The sequence below is a fragment of the Pseudomonas orientalis genome, assembly GCF_002934065.1.
Lineage (GTDB): Bacteria > Pseudomonadota > Gammaproteobacteria > Pseudomonadales > Pseudomonadaceae > Aquipseudomonas > Aquipseudomonas orientalis_A.
The window spans coordinates 5,173,329-5,197,953 of the sequence record NZ_CP018049.1; the positions used below are offsets into that span (position 1 = coordinate 5,173,329).

The 24,625-nt window shown below is 62.6% G+C and carries 22 protein-coding genes; 10 read left to right on the top strand and 12 right to left on the bottom strand.

Annotation, left to right across the window (positions count from 1 at the left end):
• Window positions 1-78: 78 nt before the first annotated feature.
• Entirely contained in the window at window positions 79-648 is a 570-nt protein-coding gene (locus BOP93_RS23320) for a GNAT family N-acetyltransferase (RefSeq protein WP_104504797.1), read from the bottom strand.
• Between the two features lie 77 nt (window positions 649-725).
• Between BOP93_RS23320 and BOP93_RS23325 the strand changes: the two genes are divergently transcribed.
• The gene (locus BOP93_RS23325) at window positions 726-1,646 is read left to right on the top strand and encodes a histone deacetylase family protein (RefSeq protein WP_104504798.1); all 921 of its coding nucleotides are present in this window, start codon (window positions 726-728) and stop codon (window positions 1,644-1,646) included.
• A gap of 171 nt (window positions 1,647-1,817) precedes the next feature.
• Entirely contained in the window at window positions 1,818-3,044 is a 1,227-nt protein-coding gene (locus tag BOP93_RS23330; RefSeq protein ID WP_104504799.1) for a TIGR03862 family flavoprotein, read from the top strand.
• Between the two features lie 121 nt (window positions 3,045-3,165).
• On the opposite strand, the gene BOP93_RS23335 is transcribed toward BOP93_RS23330, so the two are convergent.
• Both BOP93_RS23335 and yedA read right to left on the bottom strand, forming a co-directional pair.
• Window positions 3,166-4,500 (bottom strand): DEAD/DEAH box helicase, encoded by a 1,335-nt coding sequence (locus BOP93_RS23335; RefSeq protein ID WP_104504800.1) that lies wholly within the window; start codon window positions 4,498-4,500, stop codon window positions 3,166-3,168.
• Between the two features lie 48 nt (window positions 4,501-4,548).
• Entirely contained in the window at window positions 4,549-5,445 is an 897-nt protein-coding gene (gene yedA / locus BOP93_RS23340) for a drug/metabolite exporter YedA (RefSeq protein WP_104504801.1), read from the bottom strand.
• Window positions 5,446-5,605: 160 nt separating this feature from the next.
• Here yedA and BOP93_RS23345 point away from each other — a divergent pair, with 160 nt between their 5' ends.
• Window positions 5,606-6,067 (top strand): Lrp/AsnC family transcriptional regulator, encoded by a 462-nt coding sequence (locus BOP93_RS23345; protein ID WP_104504802.1) that lies wholly within the window; start codon window positions 5,606-5,608, stop codon window positions 6,065-6,067.
• A gap of 405 nt (window positions 6,068-6,472) precedes the next feature.
• Window positions 6,473-6,781 carry a DUF6124 family protein gene (locus BOP93_RS23350; RefSeq protein ID WP_104504803.1) on the top strand — a complete coding sequence of 103 codons (309 nt, stop codon included), beginning with the start codon at window positions 6,473-6,475 and terminating at the stop codon, window positions 6,779-6,781.
• A 141-nt stretch (window positions 6,782-6,922) separates the two neighbouring features.
• Here BOP93_RS23350 and BOP93_RS23355 read toward each other — a convergent pair whose 3' ends face one another.
• From BOP93_RS23355 to BOP93_RS23365, 3 genes are all read right to left on the bottom strand, one after another.
• Window positions 6,923-7,534: a 3'-5' exonuclease gene (locus BOP93_RS23355; protein WP_057724934.1), complete on the bottom strand. Its 612-nt coding sequence runs from the start codon at window positions 7,532-7,534 to the stop codon at window positions 6,923-6,925.
• Window positions 7,535-7,576: 42 nt separating this feature from the next.
• On the bottom strand, window positions 7,577-8,053 hold the full coding sequence (locus tag BOP93_RS23360; RefSeq protein ID WP_057724933.1) for an NYN domain-containing protein: 477 nt from the start codon (window positions 8,051-8,053) through the stop codon (window positions 7,577-7,579).
• Window positions 8,054-8,171: 118 nt separating this feature from the next.
• The gene (locus tag BOP93_RS23365; RefSeq protein ID WP_104504804.1) at window positions 8,172-8,906 is read right to left on the bottom strand and encodes a DUF2076 domain-containing protein; all 735 of its coding nucleotides are present in this window, start codon (window positions 8,904-8,906) and stop codon (window positions 8,172-8,174) included.
• A 179-nt stretch (window positions 8,907-9,085) separates the two neighbouring features.
• On the opposite strand from BOP93_RS23365, the gene BOP93_RS23370 reads away from it, so the two are divergent.
• Both BOP93_RS23370 and BOP93_RS23375 read left to right on the top strand, forming a co-directional pair.
• A complete protein-coding gene (locus BOP93_RS23370) occupies window positions 9,086-9,745 on the top strand; it encodes a YciC family protein (protein ID WP_104504805.1) in 660 nt (219 codons plus the stop codon).
• A gap of 41 nt (window positions 9,746-9,786) precedes the next feature.
• Window positions 9,787-10,875, top strand: coding sequence for an endonuclease/exonuclease/phosphatase family protein (locus BOP93_RS23375; RefSeq protein WP_065886873.1), 1,089 nt, complete (start codon window positions 9,787-9,789; stop codon window positions 10,873-10,875).
• An 804-nt stretch (window positions 10,876-11,679) separates the two neighbouring features.
• Here the strand turns inward: BOP93_RS23375 and hrpB are convergent.
• Window positions 11,680-14,187 (bottom strand): ATP-dependent helicase HrpB, encoded by a 2,508-nt coding sequence (gene hrpB, locus BOP93_RS23380; protein ID WP_104504806.1) that lies wholly within the window; start codon window positions 14,185-14,187, stop codon window positions 11,680-11,682.
• A gap of 252 nt (window positions 14,188-14,439) precedes the next feature.
• On the opposite strand from hrpB, the gene BOP93_RS23385 reads away from it, so the two are divergent.
• Both BOP93_RS23385 and BOP93_RS23390 read left to right on the top strand, forming a co-directional pair.
• Entirely contained in the window at window positions 14,440-14,859 is a 420-nt protein-coding gene (locus tag BOP93_RS23385) for a polyribonucleotide nucleotidyltransferase (RefSeq protein ID WP_104504807.1), read from the top strand.
• A 9-nt stretch (window positions 14,860-14,868) separates the two neighbouring features.
• Window positions 14,869-15,762, top strand: coding sequence for a cation diffusion facilitator family transporter (locus BOP93_RS23390; RefSeq protein WP_104504808.1), 894 nt, complete (start codon window positions 14,869-14,871; stop codon window positions 15,760-15,762).
• On the opposite strand, the gene BOP93_RS23395 is transcribed toward BOP93_RS23390, so the two are convergent.
• Complete coding sequence (locus tag BOP93_RS23395; RefSeq protein WP_104504809.1) at window positions 15,759-16,766, bottom strand: DUF6515 family protein; 1,008 nt, start codon at window positions 16,764-16,766, stop codon at window positions 15,759-15,761. The two genes, BOP93_RS23390 and BOP93_RS23395, sit on opposite strands and share 4 nt — an antisense overlap.
• Window positions 16,767-17,183: 417 nt before the next feature.
• Between BOP93_RS23395 and BOP93_RS23400 the strand changes: the two genes are divergently transcribed.
• A complete protein-coding gene (locus BOP93_RS23400) occupies window positions 17,184-17,663 on the top strand; it encodes an Lrp/AsnC family transcriptional regulator (protein WP_003194418.1) in 480 nt (159 codons plus the stop codon).
• Window positions 17,664-17,860: 197 nt separating this feature from the next.
• Entirely contained in the window at window positions 17,861-18,070 is a 210-nt protein-coding gene (locus tag BOP93_RS23405; RefSeq protein WP_032884769.1) for a DUF2788 domain-containing protein, read from the top strand.
• Here BOP93_RS23405 and BOP93_RS23410 read toward each other — a convergent pair.
• The 4 genes from BOP93_RS23410 to BOP93_RS23425 all read right to left on the bottom strand — a co-directional run bounded on the left by BOP93_RS23410 (window position 18,065) and on the right by BOP93_RS23425 (window position 24,549).
• The gene (locus BOP93_RS23410) at window positions 18,065-18,700 is read right to left on the bottom strand and encodes a pseudouridine synthase (RefSeq protein WP_104504810.1); all 636 of its coding nucleotides are present in this window, start codon (window positions 18,698-18,700) and stop codon (window positions 18,065-18,067) included. The two genes, BOP93_RS23405 and BOP93_RS23410, sit on opposite strands and share 6 nt — an antisense overlap.
• 71 nt (window positions 18,701-18,771) lie before the next feature.
• Window positions 18,772-20,244 (bottom strand): AMP nucleosidase, encoded by a 1,473-nt coding sequence (gene amn, locus BOP93_RS23415; protein WP_162303223.1) that lies wholly within the window; start codon window positions 20,242-20,244, stop codon window positions 18,772-18,774.
• A 186-nt stretch (window positions 20,245-20,430) separates the two neighbouring features.
• Window positions 20,431-22,083 carry an acyl-CoA dehydrogenase family protein gene (locus BOP93_RS23420; protein ID WP_104504811.1) on the bottom strand — a complete coding sequence of 551 codons (1,653 nt, stop codon included), beginning with the start codon at window positions 22,081-22,083 and terminating at the stop codon, window positions 20,431-20,433.
• A 66-nt stretch (window positions 22,084-22,149) separates the two neighbouring features.
• Window positions 22,150-24,549, bottom strand: a complete 2,400-nt coding sequence (locus BOP93_RS23425) for a hybrid sensor histidine kinase/response regulator (RefSeq protein ID WP_104504812.1) — start codon at window positions 24,547-24,549, stop codon at window positions 22,150-22,152.
• Between the last annotated feature and the right edge of the window lie 76 nt (window positions 24,550-24,625).

Here is a 24,625-nt window from a genome sequence, read left to right on the forward strand (position 1 = left end):
TCGCGAAGGTCGTCAATGGTGACGCGGGGTTCCTGATACTCCACGGCGCACTTGCGTTCTTCGCGAGCAAGCTCGCGCCTACCCGTGCAGCGTGTCCAACCATTGGGCGCGGGTGATGCGGTACAAAACATGTGGGCGCAGCGGGTCACCGGCTGCGACTTTGGGGTGTTGAAAATCTGCCTGCGGATCGTAATGCATACCGATGGCCTGCATGACTTTTTGTGAAGGCAAATTGGCTTCGGTGGTGAAGGCGACGATTTCATCCAGGCTCAAGCGATCAAAACCACAACGCAATGCGGTCCATGCCGCCTCGCTGGCGTAACCCAGGCCCCAATGTTCGCGGGCCAGGCGCCAGCCAATTTCCACCGCCGGGGTGAAGCCCGCTTCAAAACTGACGTTCTGCAGCCCGGTCAGGCCGATGAATTCGCCGGTGTCCTTGCGCTGCAAAGCCCAGAAGCCAAAACCATATTCGGCAAAATGGCCGCGAATCCGCCCAATCAGTGCGGCGCTTTCCAGGTGGCTCAACCTGGCCGGGAAATAGCGCATCACCTGCGGGTCGTTGCACATCTGCGCGAAGGCCTGCAGGTCGCTGTCACGCCATGGGCGCATGACCAGGCGTGCACTTTCCAATTCCAGTATCGGCTCCATGGTTCCCCCCTCCCTTGCCATGTGCGTGAGTGTACAGCGCTGGTAAGATCCGACGCAGATTCCCGTCAGAAAATCCCATGCCTTTGCCATTGATCTACCACGATGACTACAGCCCCGAATTCCCGGCGGACCACCGGTTCCCCATGGACAAATTTCGCCTGTTGCGCGACCACTTGGTGGACAGCGGCCTGACCGAGGACAGCCAGTTGCTGCGCCCGCAACTGTGCCCGGGGGAGATTCTGGGCCTGGCCCATGACCGCGGGTATATCGAACGCTATATGAGCGGCGAGTTGTCTCGCGAGGACCAACGGCGCCTCGGCCTGCCGTGGAGCGAGGCCCTGGCGCGCCGCACCGTACGCGCGGTGGGCGGCTCGATCCTGGCGGCGGAGCAGGCGCTGGAACACGGTCTGGCCTGCCACCTTGCCGGCGGCACCCATCACGCCCATTACGATTACCCGGCGGGCTTTTGCATCTTCAATGACCTGGCGGTGATCAGCCATTACCTGCTGGCCAGCGGCCGGGTCAATCGGGTGCTGATCTTTGATTGCGATGTACACCAGGGCGACGGCACCGCGCGCATCCTGCATGACACGCCGGATGCCATCACCGTATCGCTGCACTGTGAAAAGAACTTTCCGGCGCGCAAGGCCCAGAGCGACTGGGACATTCCGCTGCCGATGGGCATGGGCGATATCGACTACCTCAAGGTAGTCGATGACGCGCTCAATTACCTGCTGCCGCTCTACCAGCCGGATCTGGTGCTGTACGACGCGGGCGTGGATGTACACAAGGACGACGCCCTCGGTTACCTCAAGCTGACAGATGCCGGCGTTGCCGCGCGCGATGAAAGCGTGATGCGTCACTGCCTGGGCCGCGATATTCCGGTCATGGGCGTGATCGGTGGCGGCTATAGCAAGGACCGCCCTGCCCTGGCGCGCCGCCACGGCATCCTGCATCACAGTGCGCAGCGGGTGTGGACGTCATCAGGTTGTCATTGAAGTGTGTGCGTTACCCACAATGCCTGTGGAACCACCTGTGGATAACTTGAGCGTAACGGTCTGCAAGCAAGTAACTGTATGGCGTGTAGGAAACTGTACATTTTTTGATCAGGCAGCCGTGCCGTCGTCGGGTAGAATGCTCGGCCTATTCACACCACCGTAGCCTTGCCCATGCCTCAGTCTTCTCCCCCCTCTGTCTCCATTATCGGCGGCGGCCCTGCCGGGCTGATGGCCGCCGAAGTCTTGAGCCAGGCGGGCGTGCGGGTGGCGCTGTACGACGGCATGCCTTCGGTGGGGCGCAAGTTCCTGCTGGCCGGCGTGGGCGGCATGAACATCACCCACTCCGAAGCCTACCCGGCGTTCCTTGCGCGCTATGCCGAACGCGCGCCGCACATGGCGCCGTTGCTGCGCAGCTTCGGGGCCGAGGCGTTATGCGAGTGGATTCACGGCCTGGGCATTCAAACCTTTGTCGGCACCTCAGGCCGCGTATTTCCTACGGACATGAAAGCCGCGCCGCTGCTGCGTGCCTGGCTCAAGCGCCTGCGCGAACAAGGCGTGGTTATCCACACCCGACATCGCTGGGTGGGCTGGAATGCCGAGGGTGAGGTGCTTATCCACAGCCCCGAAGGCGAAAAAGTTGTCCACAGCGATGCGGTGCTGCTGGCCCTGGGCGGCGGCAGTTGGTCCCGCCTGGGCTCCGATGGGGCCTGGCTGAGTCTGCTGGAAGGCCAAGGCGTGCCTTACGTGCGCCTGCAACCGAGCAACTGCGGGTTCGAAGTGTCGGCCTGGAGCGAGTTGATGGTCAGCAAATTCGCAGGAGCGCCGTTGAAAAACGTCGCCATTGGGCTTGGAGATGACAAGCCTCGGCTGGGCGAATGCGTGATCACCGCTACCGGCATCGAAGGCAGTTTGATTTACGCCTTATCGGCGCCGATTCGCGAGGCGATCAACCGTGATGGCGTCGCCACCGTGCATATCGATCTGCTGCCGAGCAAGCCGCTGGACAAGGTGCAGGCTGCGCTGGCCAAGCCGCGTGGGTCGCGGTCGATGAGCAAGCATTTGCACAGTCAGTTGGGGTTGGATGGGGTCAAGGCGGCGCTGTTGCGTGAGCTGGCGCCGGCTGAACATTTCAATGATCCGGCGCAGTTGGCGGTAGAGATCAAGGCGTTGCCGCTGACATTGGTCAAGACGCGGCCCATCGACGAAGCCATCAGCACCGCAGGGGGTGTGCCGTTTGAAGCGCTGGATGGGCGGCTGATGCTCAAGCAATTGCCTGGGGTGTTTTGTGCCGGGGAAATGCTGGATTGGGAGGCGCCGACCGGGGGGTATCTGCTGACGGGGTGTTTTGCCAGTGGCAGGGCGGCTGGGCTGGGGATGGTGGAGTGGCTTAAGCGCTGAGAGGTGGGGTGGATTCAAGGCCGCCATCGGGGGCAAGCCCCCTCCCACATTTTGATTTGTGAATACAGTCAAGTGTGGGAGGGGGCTTGCCCCCGATGAGGCCATCAGCCCCACCGCAAAATCACTTCTTCTTACGCGGCCCTGTATTAAACACCGGCACCTTGCGCACAGGCTTGATCGACGGCTCCACCAGCGCCGCGTCACCACTGTCCACCCACTTACCCAAATTGCGCTTACCGCCGCCGCCCGATGTCTTGGGCTTCTTCGGCTTTTTCGGCTTCTTCACCACCTGCCCACTGGCATCGGTATCCGGCACGCGGTGCTCGGGTACGAAATCCGGCTCCATCTTGCGGGTGAGGGTCTGGCGCGTAAGCATCTCGATCGCCGAGAGCATGTTCACTTCATCGGCACACACCAGCGAAATCGCCTCGCCGGTGTTGCCCGCACGGCCGGTACGGCCGATACGGTGGATGTAGTCTTCGGCGACGATCGGCAGGTCGAAGTTGACCACCAGCGGCAGGTCTTCGATATCCAGGCCACGGGCCGCCACGTCGGTGGCCACCAGGATCTGCACTTCGCTGGCCTTGAAGCGGTCCAGTGCGCGTTGGCGGGTCGCCTGGGGTTTGTCGCCATGGATGCCGTCGGCATTGACGCCCAGGCCCTGCAACTTGTCCACCAGCGCGTCCACGCCGTTACGCGTCTTGGCGAATACCAGCACCTGCTTCCAGCGGCCCTTGCGCATCAGGTGCACGAACAGTTCCGGCTTGCGCTTTTTATCCACCGGCACCACCCACTGCTGCACGGTGTTGGCGGCGACGTTGCGCGGGCTGACTTCGATACTCAGCGGGTCATTGAGCATCTGCCCGGCGAGCAGGCGGATGTCATCGGAGAACGTGGCGGAGAACAGCAGGGTCTGGCGTTTCTTCGGCAGCATGCGGTAGATGTTCGCCAGTTCTTCGGAGAAGCCCAGGTCGAGCATGCGGTCGGCTTCATCCAGCACCAGGGTTTGCAGCTGATTGAGTTTCAGCGCGTTCTGGCGGAACAGGTCGATCAGGCGGCCAGGGGTGGCGACCAGGATGTCGACACCCTTGCGCAGCTTCATCATCTGCGGGTTGATGCTCACGCCGCCGTACACCGCATACGTGGTCAGCGGCAGGTGCTGGGCGTATTCGGCGACGCTGGCGTGAACCTGCTCGGCCAGTTCACGGGTGGGGCACAGGATCAGCGCACGCGCCGAGTTGGCGGCGACTTTCGGCCCTTCCATCGTCAGCAGTTGCAGCAGCGGCAAGGCAAAGCCGGCGGTCTTGCCGGTGCCGGTCTGGGCGGCGGCCATCAGGTCGCGACCGGCCAGCACCGCCGGAATGGCTTGCGCCTGCACCGGCGTCGGGGTCTGGTAGCCAAGCGTCTCAAGGGCGCGCAGCAAGGGTTCGATCAGGCCAAGGGTGGCGAAAGTCATGTGTTTACCGTAGGAAAAATTCAGCGCATGGGCGTAATGCGCGGCAGTTTACCTTATTTCCGGCTTGGGCTTGCGCCACTGGGGCAGGCTGATCAACAGCACGGCGCTGATGATCACCAGCATCGCCAGGGCCTCTTCCACACCGATGCTCTCGCCGACGAACACAATCCCCAGCAACACCGCCACCGCCGGGTTCACATAGGCATAGCTGGTCGCCGCCGCCGGGCGCACGTGCTTGAGCAGGTACATGTAGGCGTTGAAGGCGATGATCGAACCAAACACCGTCAAGTAGGCCAGGGCCAGCCAGCCTTCCAACGGCGGCATGGCCTGCAGGTGCTCGCCGGACAGTGTGCTGACGATCAGCAGCGCCACGCCGGCCACCAGCATTTCCGCGGCACTGGCCATGGCGCCCTGGGGCAGCGGCAAGTGGCGACTCCACACCGAGCCGAAGGCCCAGGAAGCCGCCGCCATCAACAGCAACACCGCCCCCAGTGGGCTCGATTGCAGGGTGCTGCCCATGTTGAGCATCGCAATACCGATGATCCCCAGAATCACCCCGGCCCATTCCAGCCGCGTATTACGCGCGCCCCAGAAAAAACCACACAGCAGGGTGAACAACGGCACGGTCGCCACCGCCAATGCGGCTACACCGGACGACACGCCCATATGTTCCGCCACGCTGACGCCGCCATTGCCGACGGTGAGCAACAAGATGCCGATCATCCCGGCCGCCTTCCACTGCGGCCACGTCGGCGCAGGCACCCCGCGCCACCGCAGGTAGCCGTACATCAACGCGCCCGCGGTGCAAAACCGAATCCCCGCCAGCAGCAGCGGTGGCCAATACTCCACGCCGATGCGAATCACCAGGTAAGTGGAACCCCAGATCACATACAACGCAAAAAAGGCGGCGATCAACGGTAAGGGAAAACGACGTGGGCCAGGCATGAGGCGGCTCTATGGCAGGAGTTGGGAGGCTTATTCTAGAAACGAAGGCGCATAAACATAAGTTACAAAACCTGTTTAAAGCGCCCATACACTTTTCAAAGCATGGTTATGAAGGCTATAACCCGTGCTTTCGAAAGCCACGCGCAACCGGAGCCTTATCATGGACAAATACGACCGCATGCTCCTCAGTGCCCTGCTCAAAGACGGCCGCGCTTCCTACGCCCAACTGGCCCGCACGGTGAACCTCTCCGCCCCCGCCGTGGCCGAGCGCGTGGCCAAGCTGGAGGCCAGCGGGGTGATTACCGGTTACCAGGCCAAGGTCGACTTGTCCAAAGTCGGCCTGCCGATTCAATGCGTGATTGAATTGCGGCTGACCAATCACGGCAGCCAGAAAGTCTACGACGCCCTGGCGCAAATTCCCGAACTGACCGAATGCCACCGGGTCACCGGTGATCCGTGCGTGATCATGCAAGCAGCAGTGGGCACCATGCCGGAGCTGGAAGACCTGATTAATCGGGTGGCGAAGTTCGGGTTCAGCAAGACGTCGATTATTTTGTCCAGCGCTATAGAGCGGCGGGTGCCGTTGGGGCAGTTGGAAGCCAATGGGAAAAGTGGTGGCTGACCCGCCGCCATCGGGGGCAAGCCCCCTCCCACACTTTGATTTGTGAACCCAGTCAAAATGTGGGAGGGGGCTTGCCCCCGATGGCGTCATTAGCTTCATCGCAAGACCAATCTCTTTCATTTGCGGGACGTTTCCGAGAGAATCCCACGGCCTTGTTTCCGTCGGATTCGGTGGCTAGTCTCGCCCTGTCATCGAATGTTCGGTGACCGGACGTGCAAGTCCGACGGCAAGCAAGATCATAAATAAACCTACAGCCGATATGCCTGTTATGGCGGCTGTGCGTGGGAGGCCTTCGGGCCTGCTGGGTTTGGATCCTTGCCCCGGTCTTGCACACCTACGCACAGTTGCCACCCTAATTCGCGTGCAAGCGAACGGTGTCGACTTCTTCCAGCAAGGAGTTTCACCATGGTCAAAGTCACCCCCGACCCACCCAAGTCCAAACCCGACTTCCTCAGCGAAGACGCTCTGCTCCACCGTCGTGCCATCGATTACTACCTCAAGGCATCCGCCCCGGATGCGCCCATTTTTATCCTGAATGACAACCTGAGCTTCGAAGACGCCCTGGCCCATGCGGCGGATTTGCTGCATTGCGCGGTGGAGACCGCGCATGCGTCGGGTGAAGTCATGAAGGCGCCGCAGCGGGCGGTGATGCATTTGGTGGAGATGGCGAAGGGGGTGGTGGATCAGGCGTTGGAGTGTGCGCAACCTCGATAGGCGACGCATCACCCAATGTGGGAGGGGGCTTGCCCCCGATTGCGGTGTACCAGCCAGCTTATCTGTAGCTGACCCACCGCTATCGGGGGCAAGCCCCCTCCCACATTTGGAAATTCAGTGGTCTTGAAACCGCGCCCAGGCTCAGAACCCGCGATGTTTCTTCAGGTGCTCATTGATCTTCGCGGCAGGCACTTTCTGCAAGGTGCAAAGCAAATCGTGGGACAGTTCGCGCAGGCCGTGGGTCTGGCGCAGTTCCCGCGCCAGGTGCGCCGTCAGGTTGGCGGCCATCTCAGCATCCGCCAGCGCCCGGTGGGCCTGGCCGGTGTGGGGCAGTTGCGCGTAGCTGTTGAGGGTGCCGAGCTTGTGATTGGGCGCCGCCGGCATGAGGCGGCGGGCCAGCAGCAGGGAGCAGGCGAATTTCTGCAGGCGGGTGCGGCGGATCAGGCCCAGTTCAAAGTCCCAGAACTTCTGGTCGAACGCGGCGTTGTGCGCCATCAGCGGCGTAGTGCCGACGAACTCATTGACCTCGTTCATCACCCGCTCGGCCGGTGGCGCGTTGCGCAGCATGGCGTTGCTGATGCCGGTGAGTTGTTCGATGAAACCGGGCACGCGCACGCCGGCATTCATCAGGCTCTGGTAGCGGTCGACAATGTGCCCGCGCTCAAGGATGACCACACCAATTTCCGTGGCCCGGCAGTGGCTGCTTGGGGTGATGCCGGTGGTTTCAAAGTCGATGACCGCTATACGTTCCAAACCTGCTCCAACTCCGTTCAACAATGTATTGAGCCGCCGCGCTTATTTGAGCAGCAACGCGCCTTCGATCGGTACGTAGCGGCTGGCGGCGCGTATCAGCGAGTTGGCCGTCAGCCCGGGCACGCCGTAGGCCACCGCTTGCACGCCATGCTTGTGAATGATGCGCTCGAGCAGCATGTCGAAATCCCCGTCGCCGGAAGCCAGCACCACTTCGTCGACATGGTCGGCGGCGTCCATGATGTCGAGGGTGATGCCCACGTCCCAGTCGCCCTTGGCCGAACCGTCGCTGCGCTGGATGTAAGGCTTGAGTTTTACCGTAAAGCCCAAGTTGCGCAGGATCTGCTGGAACTGCTGCTGTTTGCTGTCGCCACGGTCGATGGCGTAGGCGTACGCCTCGACGATCTGCCCATGGGCGCTGATATCAGCCCACAGCGCCGCGTAGTTGAAGTGGCAGCCGTAGGCCTGGCGAACGGTGTAATAGAGGTTTTGCACATCGGCGAACACTGCAATTTTCTTCACCGCACTTCCTCACTGACCGTCAGGCGCCAGCGCCCGGAAAGGTTGCCAGTATGCCAGCCATGGGGAGGTTTCCGGGAAAAATCAGACCGGGGCGCCTTGGCGCCCCGGCCCTGGTGAGTCAGACGAAGGAATCGTCGTCGCCAAAGGCGGAGGAATCGTCGACATAATCGCTGTCGGCGACGCTGTCCGCGTTGTTGCTGCCCCAGCTGTCATTCCCGGCGAACTTCTGGTCATCGTTGCCCCAGCCACCTTGATCACTGGCCGGCGCCGGTTGTTCGATGATCTCTTCCACCACCTGCGGCTGCTGGTTGTGATGAAACAGGCTGCTGATGCCCTCGGCGAGCAATACACCACCGGCCACGCCGGCCGCGGTCTTCATGGCCCCACCGAGGAATCCGCTGCCGGCTGGTGCGACGGCGGCCGGTTGTGGCGGCTGTTGATAATTCTGCTGCGGCGCCGGCGCGTTGAACGATGGCCGCGCCGGTTCACGCCAGCCGCCGCCCGAATTACCCGGCGCAGGCTGCGCCTCGCGCGAACCGCCGCCAAAGATGCTCGACAGGAAGCCACCACCACCGCCGCTGGCCGGGGCCGGTTGCGCGGATTTGGCGCGCTGCAATTCTTCCTGCAATTGCTGGATCTGCTGGGCCTGCTGCTTGTTCTGCGCATCCAGGCTTTGCAGCGCGTGTTCCTGCACCAGGAGCGACTGGGTCATGTAGTAGCCGGCGGCCGGTTGGCGAGTCATGTGTTCCTTGATCCGCGCTTCGGCCTGGGCGTCGCGGGGGGCTGAGTCCGTCTCGGCTTGCTGCAACCGTGAAAACAGTCCATCGATCAGGGTTTGTTCTTCGCTGTTCATGGCGACCTCGTTAGATTGCCGGTAAAAATCAGGGTCCCGCCTGACATCAGGCAAGGTACGTCCTAGTTATGGGGCTGTTACCAATTGTTTCAATGGTCTTTACTCAAGGTTTACGTTTGCTTGCCCAGGCCGGCTATCGGTTAAAGTGTGTCCCTGCTTTTCGGCCTGTGATGACTCTGATGAATCCGTTAGACGTGCTGCGCGACTCCTTGCGCTTTACCCTGCGCAACCTGGGCGCCATCGTCCAGCTGTGCCTGCCGCTGGTGATCCTCGAAGCCCTGTTGCAACAGGTGCTCGACCACATGCTGGGCCCGGAGGCCTTTAGCGGTTACAGCGTGGTGGTGGGGTTACTGGTGTATCCGTTGTACACCGGCGCTCTGATCCTGTTCCTCGACGCCCGCACCCGCGGTGAATCGCCACGTACCCGGGATGTGTGGGCCCTGGCCCTGGCCATGTGGCCGCGCTTCGCCCTGTTGACCGCGATGAGCACACTGCTGATTCTGCTCGGGCTGTCGCTGTACTTCCTGCCGGGCCTGTGGCTGATGGTGGTGCTGGCGTTTGCCGAGTACTTGCTGGTATTGCGCGGCATGTCGGCGCTCGAAGCGATGAAGGAAAGCCTGCGCCTGACCCGTGGGCATTTCTGGCGCATCCTGGTGTGCCTGCTGTGCGTAATGACGCCGCTGTGGCTGCTCAAGGGCGCCAGCGTGGCGGCGTATCCCGAACCCGCGCCGCTGCTGGGGCTGCTGATGGACAGCGCCCACAGTTTCCTGCAACTGTTTACCAGTGTGGTGCTGTTCCGTTTATTCATGTTGATCGGTGGCGACGCCGACGCGCGGTGATATGCTCCCTGCCACTTCTGGAACGCACATAAGCCGAGCCGATGACCCGTTTATTGCGCATCACCCTGTTGAGCCTGCTTCTGATTGCAGGCCTGTTGGCGGCACTGATCTACAGCCTGACCTGGCGCCCGGCCGACAAGGAGACCCTGCCGGTCAGTTGCGTGGCGCCGCGTGCGCCGACCCTGCTGCCGGGGCAGGCGCTCAAGGTGATGACCTGGAACGTGCAGTACCTGGCCGGTAAGAACTACGTGTTCTGGTACGACACCCCCGACGGCAGCGGCCCGGACGAACGGCCCACGGTTGAGGACATGGCCTTCAGCCTTGACGAAGTGGCGCGGGTGATCCGCGACGAACAGCCCGACATCCTGCTGTTGCAGGAAATCGACGAAGGCGCCAAGCCCTCCCACTACCAGGATCAACTCGCGCTGTTGCAGGAGCGGCTGGTCGACCTCTACCCGTGCAGCACCCAGGCATTCGACTGGAAAGCCGACTTTGTGCCCAGCCTGCCCATCTTCGGCAGCGTCGGGCGCAAGCTGGCCACCCTCAGCCGCTACCAGATCGAACACGCCGAGCGCCTGCAATTGCCCACGGCGGATGCCAATTTCATCAGCCGCCAGTTCCAGCCCAAGCCCGCTTTGTTGCTGACGTACCTGCCCCTGAGCGACGGTGGGCAACTGGCGGTGCTCAACACGCGCCTGGACGGCGGCATGCCTGGGCGCAGTGCGGTGCAGGAACAAGTGGAGGCCACCGTGAAGTTACTGGATAAACTCGAAGGCCGTGGCACGCCCTGGTTGATCGGCGGGGATTTCAATCTGCTGCCGCTGGGCCAATTCCTGCGCCTGGATGCGCAAAAACGCGGCCAGTATTCGCCGGACAGTGAGTTGCACCTGTTGTGGGACAAATACCCGATGATCCCGAGCAACAGTGAATCCAGCGGCATCGACCGCAAGCAATGGCTGACGCACTTCCCCAATGACCCAAGCCTTGAGGGGCCGGATCGGACGCTGGACTACCTGTTCTACAGCGCGCGGATCAAGCGGGTCGAGGCCAAGGTCAGGCAGGAAGATACTTTGCGCATATCCAACCATTTACCGGTCATCGCCCGCTTCCTGCTGCCCGCCGCGCAATAAAATGTGGGGCTTGCTCCCGATGGCAGTGTGTCAGTCAGTACAGCTGTTACTGATACACCGCTATCGGGGGCAAGCCCCCTCCCACAGGGGATTTCCATTGTGGCTACTTTCGGGGTTTGATCCTGGCGGTCGCATCCGGCCAGTAATGCTTGGCTGCCCGCGCGCAATAAAATGTGGGAGGGGGCTTGCCCCCGATAGCAGTGTGTCAGTCAGTACAGCTGTTACTGAAACACCGCTATCGGGGGCAAGCCCCCTCCCACAGGGGATTTCCATTGTGGCTACTTTCGGGGTTTGATCCTGGCGGTCGCATCCGGCCAGTAATGCTTGGCTGCCCACCGCGTAATAAAATGTGGGAGGGGGCTTGCCCCCGATGGCAGTGTGTCAGCCGGTACAGCTGTTACTGATACACCGCTATCGGGGGCAAGCCCCCTCCCACAGGGGATGTCCATTGTGGCTACTTTCGGGGTTTGATCCTGGCGGTCGCATCCGGCCAGTAATGCTTGGCTGCCCGCGCGCAATAAAATGTGGGAGGGGGCTTGCCCCCGATGGCAGTGTGTCAGTCAGTACAGCTGTTACTGGTACACCGCTATCGGGGGCAAGCCCCCTCCCACAGGGGATGTCCATTGTGGCTACTTTCGGGGTTTGATCCTGGCGGTCGCATCCGGCCAGTAATGCTTGGCTGCCCGCGCGCAATAAAATGTGGGAGGGGGCTTGCCCCCGATGGCAGTGTGTCAGCCGGTACAGCTGTTACTGGTACACCGCTATCGGGGGCAAGCCCCCTCCCACAGGGGATTTCCATTGTGGCTACTTTCGGGGTTTGATCCTGGCGGTCGCTTCGGCCACCAGGGGGTCATCCGGCCAGTAATGCTTGGGGTAACGTCCCTTCAAATCCTTCTTCACCTCGGCATAGGTACTGCGCCAGAAGTTGGCCAGGTCCTGCGTGACCTGCACCGGCCGCCGCGCCGGCGACAGCAGGTGCAGCTTGACCACTTGGCGCCCGCCGGCAATGCGTGGTGTATCCGCCAGCCCGAACAGCTCCTGCAGGCGCACCGCCAGGATCGGCGGCTGTTCGCTGTAGTCAAGGCGCACCGACGAGCCCGACGGCACTTTCACATGCTGGGGCGCCAGTTCTTCCAGGCGTTGGGGCAGCGGCCAGGGCAGCAGGTTGTGCAGGTAGCTGGAAATATCCAGGTTGGCGAAATGGCTCAGGCGCGAGACTTTGCCCAGGTAGGGCATCAGCCAGTGCTCCAGGCCGGCCAGCAAAGCGCTGTCGCTGACGTCGGGCCATTCGCTGGTGTTGCCGGCATCCAGCTGGCGCAGCAGCAGCACGCGCGCCTGCCATTGGCGCAGTTCCGGGGTCCAGGGCAACAGCTCCAGGCCTTTGCGTCGCACTAGGTTGACCAGCGCCTGACTGCGCGCGGCCTCGTCAAGTCCGGTCAGCGGTTCACGGCTGAGCACCAGCTCACCGACCTTGCGCTGGCGTTCGGCACGCAATACGCCTTCGCGCTCGTCCCAGTCGAGTTGGTCGACATTGCGCACTTGTTCGGCCAGCACCGTGTCGAACAGCGCCGGGTCGAAATCCGCCGCCAGGTAGATGCGTTCTTCGCGCTGGCCCTGACGGCTGCCCAGGTCGGCGATCACCAGCCAGGCTTGTTTCATCAAACTGTCGGCTTCGGCAAACAATGCGGCGCGCCCATTGGCCAGCCGGTATTCGGCGCCACCAGGGCGACGCTGCTGGGCGATGCGGTCCGGATAGGCCAGTGCCAGCAGGGCGCCGAGCCAGCGTGGATGGTCGGGATCGGCCACCGGTTGGGTGGCCTTGCCTCGCAGATAGCCGCGATACTGGCGCGCCAACTGCCTGGCCCGCTGCACTCCGCCCTGGGTGCCGCGCGCACGCTCCTCGCCGGACACCAGCGCCAGGCGACTGTGCAAGTCGGCACCGCCGCCGCGCAGGATATCGCGCTCGCCCAACAAGGCCGCGACATCACACGCCATCGCCGCGAGCCCCAGGTCCTGCCCGCGCAACAGCAAGTGGGCGATACGCGGATGGGCCGGCAATTCGGCCATCTGCTGGCCATGGGCGGTGAGCTTGTCGTCATTCAAGGCGCCGAGGCGCACCAGCAAATCCTGAGCCTGGGCGTAGGCGGCGGTCGGGGGCACATCGAGCCATACCAGTTGCGCGGGGGTGACACCCCAGCGCGCCAGTTGCAAGGCCAGGCCGGCAAGGTCGGCGGCGAGGATTTCCGCACTGCCGTAGGCGGCCAGCCCGTCATGCTGGACTTCGGACCACAACCGATAACACACGCCTGGCTCCAACCGCCCTGCCCGACCGGCGCGCTGGGTGGCGCTGGCGCGGGAGATGCGCTGGGTGTCGAGGCGGGTCATGCCGCTGCCCGGGTCGAAACGCGGCACCCGCGCCAACCCGGCATCGATCACCACGCGCACGCCGTTGATGGTCAGGCTGGTCTCGGCAATGTTGGTGGCCAGCACCACTTTGCGCTTGCCGGCCGGCGCGGGGTCGATGGCGGCGCGCTGGGCATTGAGGTCGAGCTCGCCGTGCAGCGGACACAGCAGCACATCGGGCTGATGACCCAAGGCGTCGGACAGTTGCTGATGGACCCGGCGAATCTCCGCCTGCCCCGGCAGGAACACCAGCACGCTGCCGGTTTCGTCATGCAGGGCTTCAAGAATCGTGTTCACCACCCGCGGCTCGATGAATTCCCCGGCCTGGTATGGCCGCCCCCAGCGCATCTGTACCGCAAACATGCGCCCTTCGCTGCGCAGGATCGGCGCATTGTCCAGCAGACCCGCCAGGCGCTCGCCTTCGAGGGTGGCGGACATCAACAGGATTTTCAGTGGCTGGTCATCGCGAAACAGGTCGCGCCCGTTGAGGCTCAGGGCCAGCGCCAGGTCGGCATCGAGGCTGCGCTCGTGAAATTCGTCAAAGATCAGCAGGCCCACGCCATCCAGCGCCGGGTCGTCCTGCAAGCGGCGAGTGAGGATGCCTTCGGTGACCACTTCGATGCGCGTGCTGGGTCCGACCTTGCTGTCGAGGCGGATGCGATAGCCGACCGTTTCACCGACCTTTTCACCCAGCTCGCTGGCCAGGCGTTCGGCAGCGGCCCGCGCGGCGAGGCGCCGGGGTTCGAGCATCAGGATGGTCTGCCCGGCCAGCCAGGGCTCGTTCAACAAGGCCAAGGGCACGCGGGTGGTTTTACCGGCGCCGGGCGGCGCTTCCAGCACGGCTTCATGGCGAATCGCCAAGGCGTCACGCAGGGCAGGTAAAACATCATCAATCGGCAACGAATTCATACTGGCTCCAAAGCAGAGCGGCGAGTATAACGGCGAACTGCCGGAGGCTGACGCGGGTCTTAAAAACACCCAATGTCCAGACTGTGAATGCAGTCGAGTGTGGGAGCTGGCTTGCCTGCGATGGCGGCGCTTCAGGGAAGACAGCGGTGACTGTCACACCGCTATCGCAGGCAAGCCAGCTCCCAGATTGGATCATCGGCGTCTGGCACATCTGGCTTATAGTCACCCTTACTATGTTCAGGAGACTTTTTCATGCGTATCGCTTCCCGTGTCATCGGCGGCGTCTTGGCCGTCACCCTGCTGAGCCAACTCACCGCCTGCGGTTCGATTTTCTATCCGGATCGGCGCGGCCAGATCGACGGCAAGATCGACCCGGCGATTGCCGTGCTCGATGCGGTCGGCCTGTTGTTCTACGTGATCCCGGGCCTGATCGCGTTCGGCGTCGACTTCGCCACGGGCGCGATCTACTTCGAACCGGGCAAGACCGCCCAGGTCGCGCCGGAAAAACTGCACGAAGCCCTCGGCGCCGACGGCAAGGTCGATAACGTCAAGCTGCAAAGCATCATTCAGAAAGAAACCGGCCGCACCTTGCCGCTGGACGACCCGCGCCTGATCCAGTTCAAGGGCAGCGTGCAACAACTGGCATCCCTGGGCCTGCAACCCGCCGCATAAGGACAGCCCATGACCAGCAGTCCCGAACACGCCAGGCTTCTGCGCCTGGCCACCCGCGCCTCGGTGGGCGTGGCCTGCGTGCTGATTGTCACCAAGGCCATCGCCTGGTGGTTCAGTGGCTCGGTGGCCATGCTCGCCGGGTTGACCGACTCGCTGCTCGATGGCGTCACCTCGCTCCTCAATCTGCTGGCGGTGCACTACGCCCTGCGCCCCGCCGATGACGATCACCGTTATGGTCACGGCAAGGCGGAGTCGCTGTCGGGGATGGCCCAGGCGCTGTTTATCGGTGGCAGCGCGGTGTTGATCGCCTTGCAGGCCTATCAACGCCTGCAGCAGCCGGAACCCGTGGGCGCGCCCTGGCTGAGCATCGGCGTGATCGTGTTCTCACTGGTGCTGACCGTGGCGTTGTTGATGCTGCAACATCGGGTGATCCGCGAAACCGGCTCCAACGCGGTGCGCGCCGATTCGCTGCATTATCGCTCCGACCTGATGCTCAACGGCAGCATCCTGGTGGCCTTGGTGCTCGCCGGTTTTGGCTTTAATCAAGTGGACGCCTGGTTCGGCCTGGGCATCGCCGCCTACATTCTGTGGAGTGCGATCCAGATTGCCCGGGAAAGCTTTGCCGTGTTGATGGACGAGGAACTGCCGGCCGATATCAGCCAGCATATGCTGGACCTGGCCCGTAGCGTACCCGGCGTACTGGGTGCCCATGACTTGCGCACGCGGGTGTCCGGCAACCACTGGTTCGTGCAGTTGCATCTGGAATTGCCGGGGGAATTGACGTTGTCCGTGGCCCACGGCATCAGCGACCAGGCCGCCGATGCCATTCACCGGGCCTACCCGAAGGCCGAGGTGCTGGTGCACGCCGACCCGCTGGAAGTGGTCACCGGCGCCAGAGCCTAATACTGGACCTGATAGCCACGACTGCTCAGGCAGTTGCCCTGGGCCTGACGGTAGGTTTGCACAACGGCAGGGTCGGGGGCGTAGGTGGCGGCCTGCGGGTCGAAGCCGCTTTGCTGCGCGGCCCAGCGGTAACAATCGTAACCGTCCTGCTGAACCTGAGCCGGCGACTGCCCATTGGCGGGGTAGGCCACCACGTTATAGCCGTTGCCTTGCGGCGCAGGCGGGGGCGCAGGCACTTGCGCTGGCGGTTCCACCACCACGTATTGCTGAGTGTTCTGTTCGTAGGCGTAGTAGGCGCCAGCCGCCAGAAACAATAGCGAACCGCCCACCCAGACTTCACGCGCGTAGTCCGGCAAATACTGCACCCGAATGCCATACGGCGGCCTCACCACCACATAACGCGGGCCTTGCGGACGGTACCAGTAACCCCCGGAGAAAAAGTAATCCTGGCCGCGATAGGGCACGCGGTAATTGCGCTCCGGGAAACGGTCGACGATGTAGCCTGGGCGATACTGCGGGCCCGGGCCCCAGCCATTGCCATGCCCGTCGGGGCGGCCAGGCCAACGGTTATCATTGGGGTGACCATTGTAGCCGGGGCGCGAACCCGGACCGCCAGCCTCCCAGTGCCGGTTGTCGTCGTTGCGCCGGGGGATGTCGCGGTAGTAACCCTGGCGCGGTTCCTGGGTCTGGCGCACGGTATCGGGCCGGCCCTGGATCGGCAGGTTATTCGACGGCTGCGGTTGCGGCCGCCCCGGCTCATTCAGCGGCGGCCGTCCTTGCCATTGACCGCCGCCATTGTGGCCGCCGCGATCAACCTGCGGGGCCTGCGGACGCGGCTGGTTACTCTCAGGGCGACCTGCGCCTTCCGGCCCCCGCTCATGCTGGCCACCGCCCTGTGGCCGCGGCCCCTGGCCCGGTGAGTTATCGCGCTCGTCGGCCATTACCTGCGTGCCTACGCTGACCACCAGCAAACCAACACCTGCCATACGCCAGATGCGCTTCATGCTTTTCCTCACTGCGGGTTAGGGCTTGTTCATGAGACTGGGAAAGCCTCGCCCGGTTCTGAGACAGGTTATCAGTCGCGAGCACTATTTTCTTGAACGCAAAAGAAAAGGGGTGACCCGTCGGCCACCCCTTGAGAATTTCGTCCTGGCTCAACGCTTTTGACGTTGGCTCACCTCACGCCGTCTGGTGGACAGTGTGCAGCCTGGAGGCCGGCTCAACCCTGCTGGGGTGGCGGCCGCAGCGGGCCTGATTGGGCGCTCTGCAGTGGACTGTTGTCCAGGCGGTGATTCTGTTGATAAAGATACAGGCACCAGCTCGACGGATGATTGCGAAGATTGCGTCAATAAACAGTGCTTGCGCAATTTTTAACCCTTCATGGATAATTCACCGCAATAGTTACGACAAAGGCTAACCCAATGAGCAAGCTTGACCGATACGACCTGAGTATTTTGGCGGAATTGCAGCGTGACGCGCGGATCTCCAACCAGGAGCTGGCCGAGCGTATCGGCCTGTCGCCTTCGCCCTGCTCGCGCCGGGTCAAGCAGTTGGAAGACGACGGCTATATCGCCCGCCAGGTTGCGTTGCTCGACCGCAAGATGCTCGGTCTGAGCCTCACCGCCTATGTGCTGATCGGCATGGACCGGCATACGCCGGAACGTTTCGAGAATTTCGAAGCGGCCATCCGTACGCTGCCGCAAGTGCTGGAATGCAGCCTGGTGACCGGGATGGACGCCGACTATCAGTTGAAGGTGGTGGTGCCGGACATGGACCATTATCAGAAGCTGCTGCTCGGGCATCTGACCCGGATTGAAGGCGTGACCAGCGTGCGCTCCAGCTTTGTGCTGAACCAGGTGCTCAACAGCACCGAACTGCCATTGACCCACCTGCGCACTTAAGATCAATGAAAATCAAATGTGGGAGGGGGCTTGCCCCCGATAGCGGTGGGTCAGTTGATAAATATACTGACTGACACTCAGCTATCGGGGGCAAGCCCCCTCCCACATTTGGATTGTGCTTCGACCCAGGTCAATGTTGTGCCGGTGACGCTGCCGTATACTTCCGGCCTGCCTTTGTAGGAAGCCCCATGAACAACATCGACCCCGCCCTGTTCGAAGAATGGATGATGACCGGCCTGGTCACTGTCCTGATTATTTTCATGGGCTTTATCGTCTGGGACCTGGCGAAGAAATCCAAGGCCGGGCGCTTTGGCTCGTTCATTCTGTTTTTTGTGCTGGGCCTGGGCGTGGCCGCGTTCATCATCAAGAGCGTGGTGATCGGGCTGATCGAGTCCGGCGCCTTATAAACGTGCCGGTACGGCCTTCCACTGGCCTTGATCGAGGCCGTCGATAGACCAGTCACCAATCCGCACGCGCACCAGGCGCAACGTCGGCAAGCCCACCGCCGCGGTCATGCGCCGCACCTGGCGATTGCGCCCTTCACGTATCACCAACTCCAACCAATGAGTCGGCACGCTTTTGCGAAAACGCACGGGCGGGTTGCGCGGCCATAATTCAGGTTCTTCCAACTGCCGCGCCTCGGCGGGCAAGGTCATGCCGTCATTAAGCTCCACACCGTCGCGCAAGCGTTGCAGTTGTGCTTCGGTCGGTTCGCCTTCGACTTGCACCCAGTAGGTTTTTGCCAGCTTGTGTTTGGGATCGGCAATGCGCGCCTGCAACTGGCCATCATTGGTCAGCAACAACAGGCCTTCGCTGTCACGGTCCAGGCGGCCGGCCGGGTAGATGCCGGGGATATCGATGAAATCCTTGAGGGTCGCGCGCCCGCCTTCGTCACTGAACTGGGTCAGCACATCGAAAGGCTTGTTGAACAGGATCAGTTTTGGCTCGGCCGGCGGCGCCTTGGCGACACGGCGCGGGCCTGCATGCGGGGGTTTCACGCCGGGGCGGCGCGCATCGGGACGGGTGGGACGGGACATGGCAAGGGAACATCTAACGGTCAGGACCCACAATGCTAGTGGCCTGACCGCTAAATGACCATCCCCACCGCTTAGCGGAACGGCGGCTCGTCGAAGCTGCGCAGTTTGCGCGAGTGCAGCGAGTTGAGTTCGGTGCGCAGCAGGTCGACGGCTTCGATGCCGATCTTCAAGTGCTGGCTGACGGCGCGCTCGTAGAACGCGTTGGCCGAGCCCGGCAGCTTGATCTCACTGTGCAAGGGTTTGTCCGACACACACAACAACGTGCCGTACGGCACCCGCAAACGGTAGCCCTGAGCGGCGATGGTGCCGCTTTCCATGTCCACCGCCACGGCGCGGGACAGGTTGATCAACGGTCGTTCCTGGGCCCAGCGCAGTTCCCAGTTGCGGTCGTCGTAGGTCAATACGGTACCGGTGCGCAGGCGTTTTTTCAGCTCTTCACCTTTTTCGCCGGTGACGTTCGCCGCCGCTTGCTGAAGCGCCAGTTGCACCTCGGCCAGGGCCGGGATCGGGATGTTCGGCGGAACCACGCGGTCGAGAATCCCATCGCGACGCATATAGGCGTGGGCCAGTACGTAGTCGCCGATGGTCTGGGATTGGCGCAGGCCGCCGCAGTGCCCGATCATCAGCCAGCAATGCGGGCGCAGCACGGCCAGGTGGTCGGTGATGTTCTTGGCGTTGGACGGGCCCACGCCGATATTCACCAGGGTCACGCCATGGCCATCAGTGGCCTGCAAGTGATAGGCCGGCATCTGGTAGCGGTGCCAGACCACGCCCGCGGCAATCGCCGACGCTTCGCCATGGTCCATGCTCTTGTCGATCACCACGTTGCCCGGCAGCACCATGCGGATGAAGCGTGGGTCGCTGCGCAGTTGCTCCAGGCCATGCAGGATGAACTGGTCAACGTAGCGATGGTAGTTGGTCAACAGAATCCACGGCTGCACATGGCGCCAGTCGCTGCCGGTGTAGTGCACCAGGCGGCGCAGGGAGAAGTCCACACGCGCCGCGTCGAACAGGGCCAGGGGCAGCGGGTCGGTGTTCTCCCAGTCATAGAGACCGTCGGCGATGCCATCGGTGGCGGCGGACAAGTCGGTGCTGGGGAACACGCGGGCCAGGGTCGCGGCGGTCACGCCGGAACCGGCCAGTTCGTCGCCCTGCTCCACCACGTACGGGTACGGAATGTTCTGCTGGCTGACGCCCACTTCCACCGTCACGGTGAAGTCGTGCATCAGCGGCACCAGTTGCTCCAGCAGGTACTTACGGAACGCCGCCGGATGGGTAACGGTAACGCTGTAGGTACCTGGCAATTGCACCTTGGCATAGGCCCGGGTGGTCTGTGGGACTTCGCCATGGCAGTGGTAGGTCAGGCGCAGTTCCGGGTAGCGAAACTGCGCGCGTTGTTCAGCGTCGGGTTCGACGCGATCCTTGAGGTATTGCTTGAGGGCTTGATTGAGCGCGCCAGTCGCACGCTCATGCAGGGCCGCCAGCCGATCCACGGCCTCTTCAGCGGTTTGAACGACAACAAAAGCTTCGGTCACGGTAAGCATCCTGTGTTCTGGACTTGCAGGCCTTTATCTTGCCTGTATCCCTGCCTCACTGAAACACCAGAGTTGGAATGCTCTTTAAAATGTGGGAGGGGGCTTGCCCCCGATAGCGGAGTATCAGCCACCAGATGTATTGGCTGACACACCGCTATCGGGGGCAAGCCCCCTCCCACACTTGACCGCGTTTATTCAAGGAAATGGCGGGGTTGAACGGGCGACCAGCGCTTCCACATCCACCCCACGCGGCAAGGCGCCGTAGACCCGGCCCGACGACTCACCCAACCGACTGGCCACAAACCCATCGCTGACCGCCGCATTACCGGCCTCCAGCAGCAGCTTGGCCTGCAACGCCAGGGCGATGTCCTCGGTGAGCTGACGGGCGCGGTATTGGATATCCTGGGTGTCCATAAACGCTGACTTCAACCGCTCGATGTGTCGCGCCAATTGCCGGTCGCCATGTCCGTCGCCCAGCTCGACGAACAACGCCTCCAGCACACCGGGTTCCTTGGACAGTGCCCGCAGCACGTCCAGGCATTGCACGTTGCCGGAACCTTCCCACGTCGAATTCACCGGTGCCTCACGGTACAGACGCGGCAGGATGCTGTCCTCGACATAGCCGGCGCCGCCCATGCATTCGGCGGCTTCATTGATCATGGCCGGCGCCCGCTTGCAGATCCAATACTTGCCCACCGCCGTCACCAGCCGGGCGAATTTGGCCTCCTGTTCATTGCCCAGGTGATCCAGCGCCCGCCCCATGCGCAGGCTCAAGGCCAGGGCCGCTTCGCTTTCCAGGGCCAGGTCGGCGAGCACGTTCTGCATCAGTGGTTGTTCGCTCAGCACGCGGCCACCGACCGAACGATGGGCGCAGTGATGGCTGGCCTGGGTCAATGCCTGGCGCATCAGCGCGCTGGAACCGACCATGCAATCGAAGCGGGTCATGGCGACCATCTCGATAATGGTCGGCACGCCGCGTCCCTCTTCACCGATCATCCAGGCCAGGGCGCCACGGAACTCCACTTCACTGGAGGCGTTGGAGCAGTTGCCGAGTTTGTTTTTCAAACGCTGGATGTAGAACTCGTTGCGTGTGTCATCCGGGCGATGCCGGGGCAGCAGGAAACAGGTCAGGCCCTTGTCGGTCTGGGCCAGGGTGAGGAAGCCGTCACACATCGGCGCCGAGCAGAACCATTTGTGGCCGACCAGTTCGTAGGCCTGCCCCGGGCCGCCCGCGCCCACCGGGTAGGCGCGGGTCGTATTGGCGCGCACATCAGTGCCACCCTGTTTTTCGGTCATGGCCATGCCGATTGTGGCACCGCCTTTGTGGGCAATGCCGAGGTTGCGCGGGTCGTATTGGGTCGAGAGGATCTTCGGCAGCCACAGCTCAGCCAGGTCTGGCTGCAACTGCAGGGCCGGGACGCATGCGAAGGTCATGGTCAGCGGGCAGCCGCTGCCGGCTTCGGCCTGGGTGTGCAGATAGGTCATGGCGGCGCGGGCCACGTGGGCGCCGGATTGCGGATCGGTCCACGGCAGCGACGGCAGCCCATGTTCGACGGCGGTGCGCATCAGTTCGTGGTAGGCGGGGTGAAACTCCACCAAGTCAATCCGGTGACCATAACGGTCATGGCTGCTGAACACCGGCTTGTTCTGATTGGCCAGGAAGCCGGCCTCCATCAACGGCCCGCCGGCCAACGCACCATAGGCATCGATACGCGACTCGGCCCAGCCGGCGCCAAAGCGACGCGCCCACTCTTGCAGGGGCAAGTCGATACGGTACAGGTTGGTCCCGTCCAGGGACGGTGGCTGGTTGGTGACGTCGTGGGTTTCGGCAAACCGGTGCAGGTTCATGACGGGCCTCCTGGAAAAAGGCCACATCATCGAGGCCTTGATTTCAGTTAAGCACCGTCACCGGTCTTAAAAAAGTGGCATACGCGCCGAATGCACGGCGCTTTCGCCCTCTTGCGGACACAGTACAAGACGCTCCAGTGTCGCCTGCAAAGCTTCGAAACGTACCGGCTTGGCCAGGTGCTCGCTCATGCCGATGCCATGGCAGCGCTCACGGTCTGTGACAGTGAGCGCAGTACTCATGCCAATCACCGGTAACTCACCGCAGCCCGGCAAGGCACGAATCTGACAGCACAAAGAGAAGCCGCCCTCAGGCACATCCAGCACCACCGCCTCAAACCTGTGCTCTTGCAAAGCCGCCAGTGCAGCCGGGCCGCCGTCGACCGCTTTGACACGGTAGCCCAGTTTGAGCAGCATGCCCCGCACCGCCAGTTGCACCACGCTGTTGTCGTCCACCAGCAGCACCGTGCAGTCCTGCGGCGCTCGTTGTGCGGGCAGCGACTGAACAGCCGGCTTGGGCTCGGGCGGCATCGGCTTGACGTCCACTTCCAGCTGGAAACGACTGCCCTTGCGCGGCTCCGAATGATGGGTGAGACGCCCGCCCACCAGCTCGATCAACTGCCGACAAATCGCCAGGCCGATGCCTAGCCCGCCGTATTCCCGGGTCATTGACCCGTCGAGCTGGAAGAAGCGTTGGTACAGCGTGGCTTCGTCGAGAAAGGCGAAGCCGATACCGGTGTCGGTGACGATAAAGCTCAGGCGCAAGCCGCCATCGGCTTGGGGGACGCCCACCACGCGCAAGCGCACGGCGCCGTGGTGGGTGAACTTGAAGGCGTTGTCCAGCAGGCAATCCAGGCATTGGATCAGTTTGTCGGCGTCGCCGATCACGCGGTCCGGCACGGCATCGGCGACATCAATGGAAAACTCCAGGCCCTTGGCCTGGGCGCTGGGGGCGAACTGTTGGCGCAAGGTTTCCAGCGCGCCGCGCAGGCCGAACACCTGCGGTCGCGCAATCAGGCGGCCGGCCTGCAATTCGGTCAGGGTGAGAATGCCGTTGACCATGCGCATCATGTCCCGCGCCGAACCGGCGGCGGTTTGCTGGTACTGCGCCAGGTCGTCGCCCAGGGATTCGGTCTGCATCAATTCAAGGGAGCCGATCACCCCGTTCATTGGCGTGCGTAATTCATGGGTCAAGGTGGCGAGGAATTCATCCTTGAGCCGGTTGCTGCGGGCCAGTTGCTGGTTGAGCACTTCGAGCTTCTGGCTGGCGTCGAACAGGATCTGCGCCTGCTGCTCGCGCATGCCGTTGATGCGGTCGGCCAGGGCCAGGGACAACAGCGCGACTTCAATGGCCGAGCCGATCTGGCTGGCATACATCGTGAGAAAGACGTTGGGCAAGTAGCCCAGTACCATCAGCGTATTGACCACGCCTCCGAGTAAAAACGCCGACCAGGCAATGATGAAATAGCGCGCCATGCGCTGGCCGCAATACCAGGCTTTGATCGCGGTCACGAAGATGGTCACGGTGAATACCAATGCCAGGCCGGTGGCCAGGCGCAGGGCCACTGCGTAGCTGGTCAGCAGCGCCAGCGCCATGACCAGCCCGCCACAGCCCGCCAGCGCCAGCAGGATGCGGTCGAGCCAGCGGCTGTGTTGCGCCGTGTGCAGGAAACTTCGCGCGAACAGGCTGCCGAACAAGGCGGCCGCGCCGATCAGAAATGGCACCGCCGCATTCGCCCACCACGGGTTGTTCGGCCAGAAATACTCCACGGCGACGCCATTGACCGACAATTGGTACAGGCCGAACGAGGCGATGTAGAGGATGTAATAAAGGTAGCTGGTGTCGCGCACGCTCAAATAAATGAACAGGTTGTAAATCAGCATGCCCAGCAACACGCCGTAGATCGCGCCCAGCACATACAGGCGCAGCGGCTGTTCTTCCATATAGGCGGTGCCGGCCCAGAGGGTCAACGGCGCCTGGATCGAGCCCTGGCTTTGCAAGCGCAGGTAGACCGTCTGCCGCTGGTCGGGCACGAAGTTGAGCTTGAACAGGTAGTTGCTCTGGCGCACCTCGCGGCTGGAAAACGGTAACGCGCTGCCGGTGCGGGTGGTGAGGCGATAATTGCCGGTGCCGTCGTTCTGGTACAGATCCAGGCGATTGAGCGGCGGGTAAGCCAGTTCCAGAAACCAGCTGCGCGGGGAGCGCGGGTCAACGGCGGTGTAATGCAGGTTGACCTTCAGCCAGAACACCGAGCGCGAATAACCGGCATTGAGGGTGGGTTTGTCATGGGTCTTGAATTGGGCGGCGTAGGCCGGCGAGCTGACGTCGGCAATGGTGAGGGCGCCGGTTGGGTCTTCGAGCACTTGCATGACCCGGCCCAATGGCAGGCTTCGGGTGCTCTGATTGAACTCGACGGCGCCCGCCAACAGCGGCAGCCCGCACAATAATAAAATCAGCAAATAGCGCATAGAGCCCCAGCGTGGCCTGGCCGGTTATGGCAAAAAGCTCCCCTATTCCTTTTGAGAAGACGTATACCGGCAATAC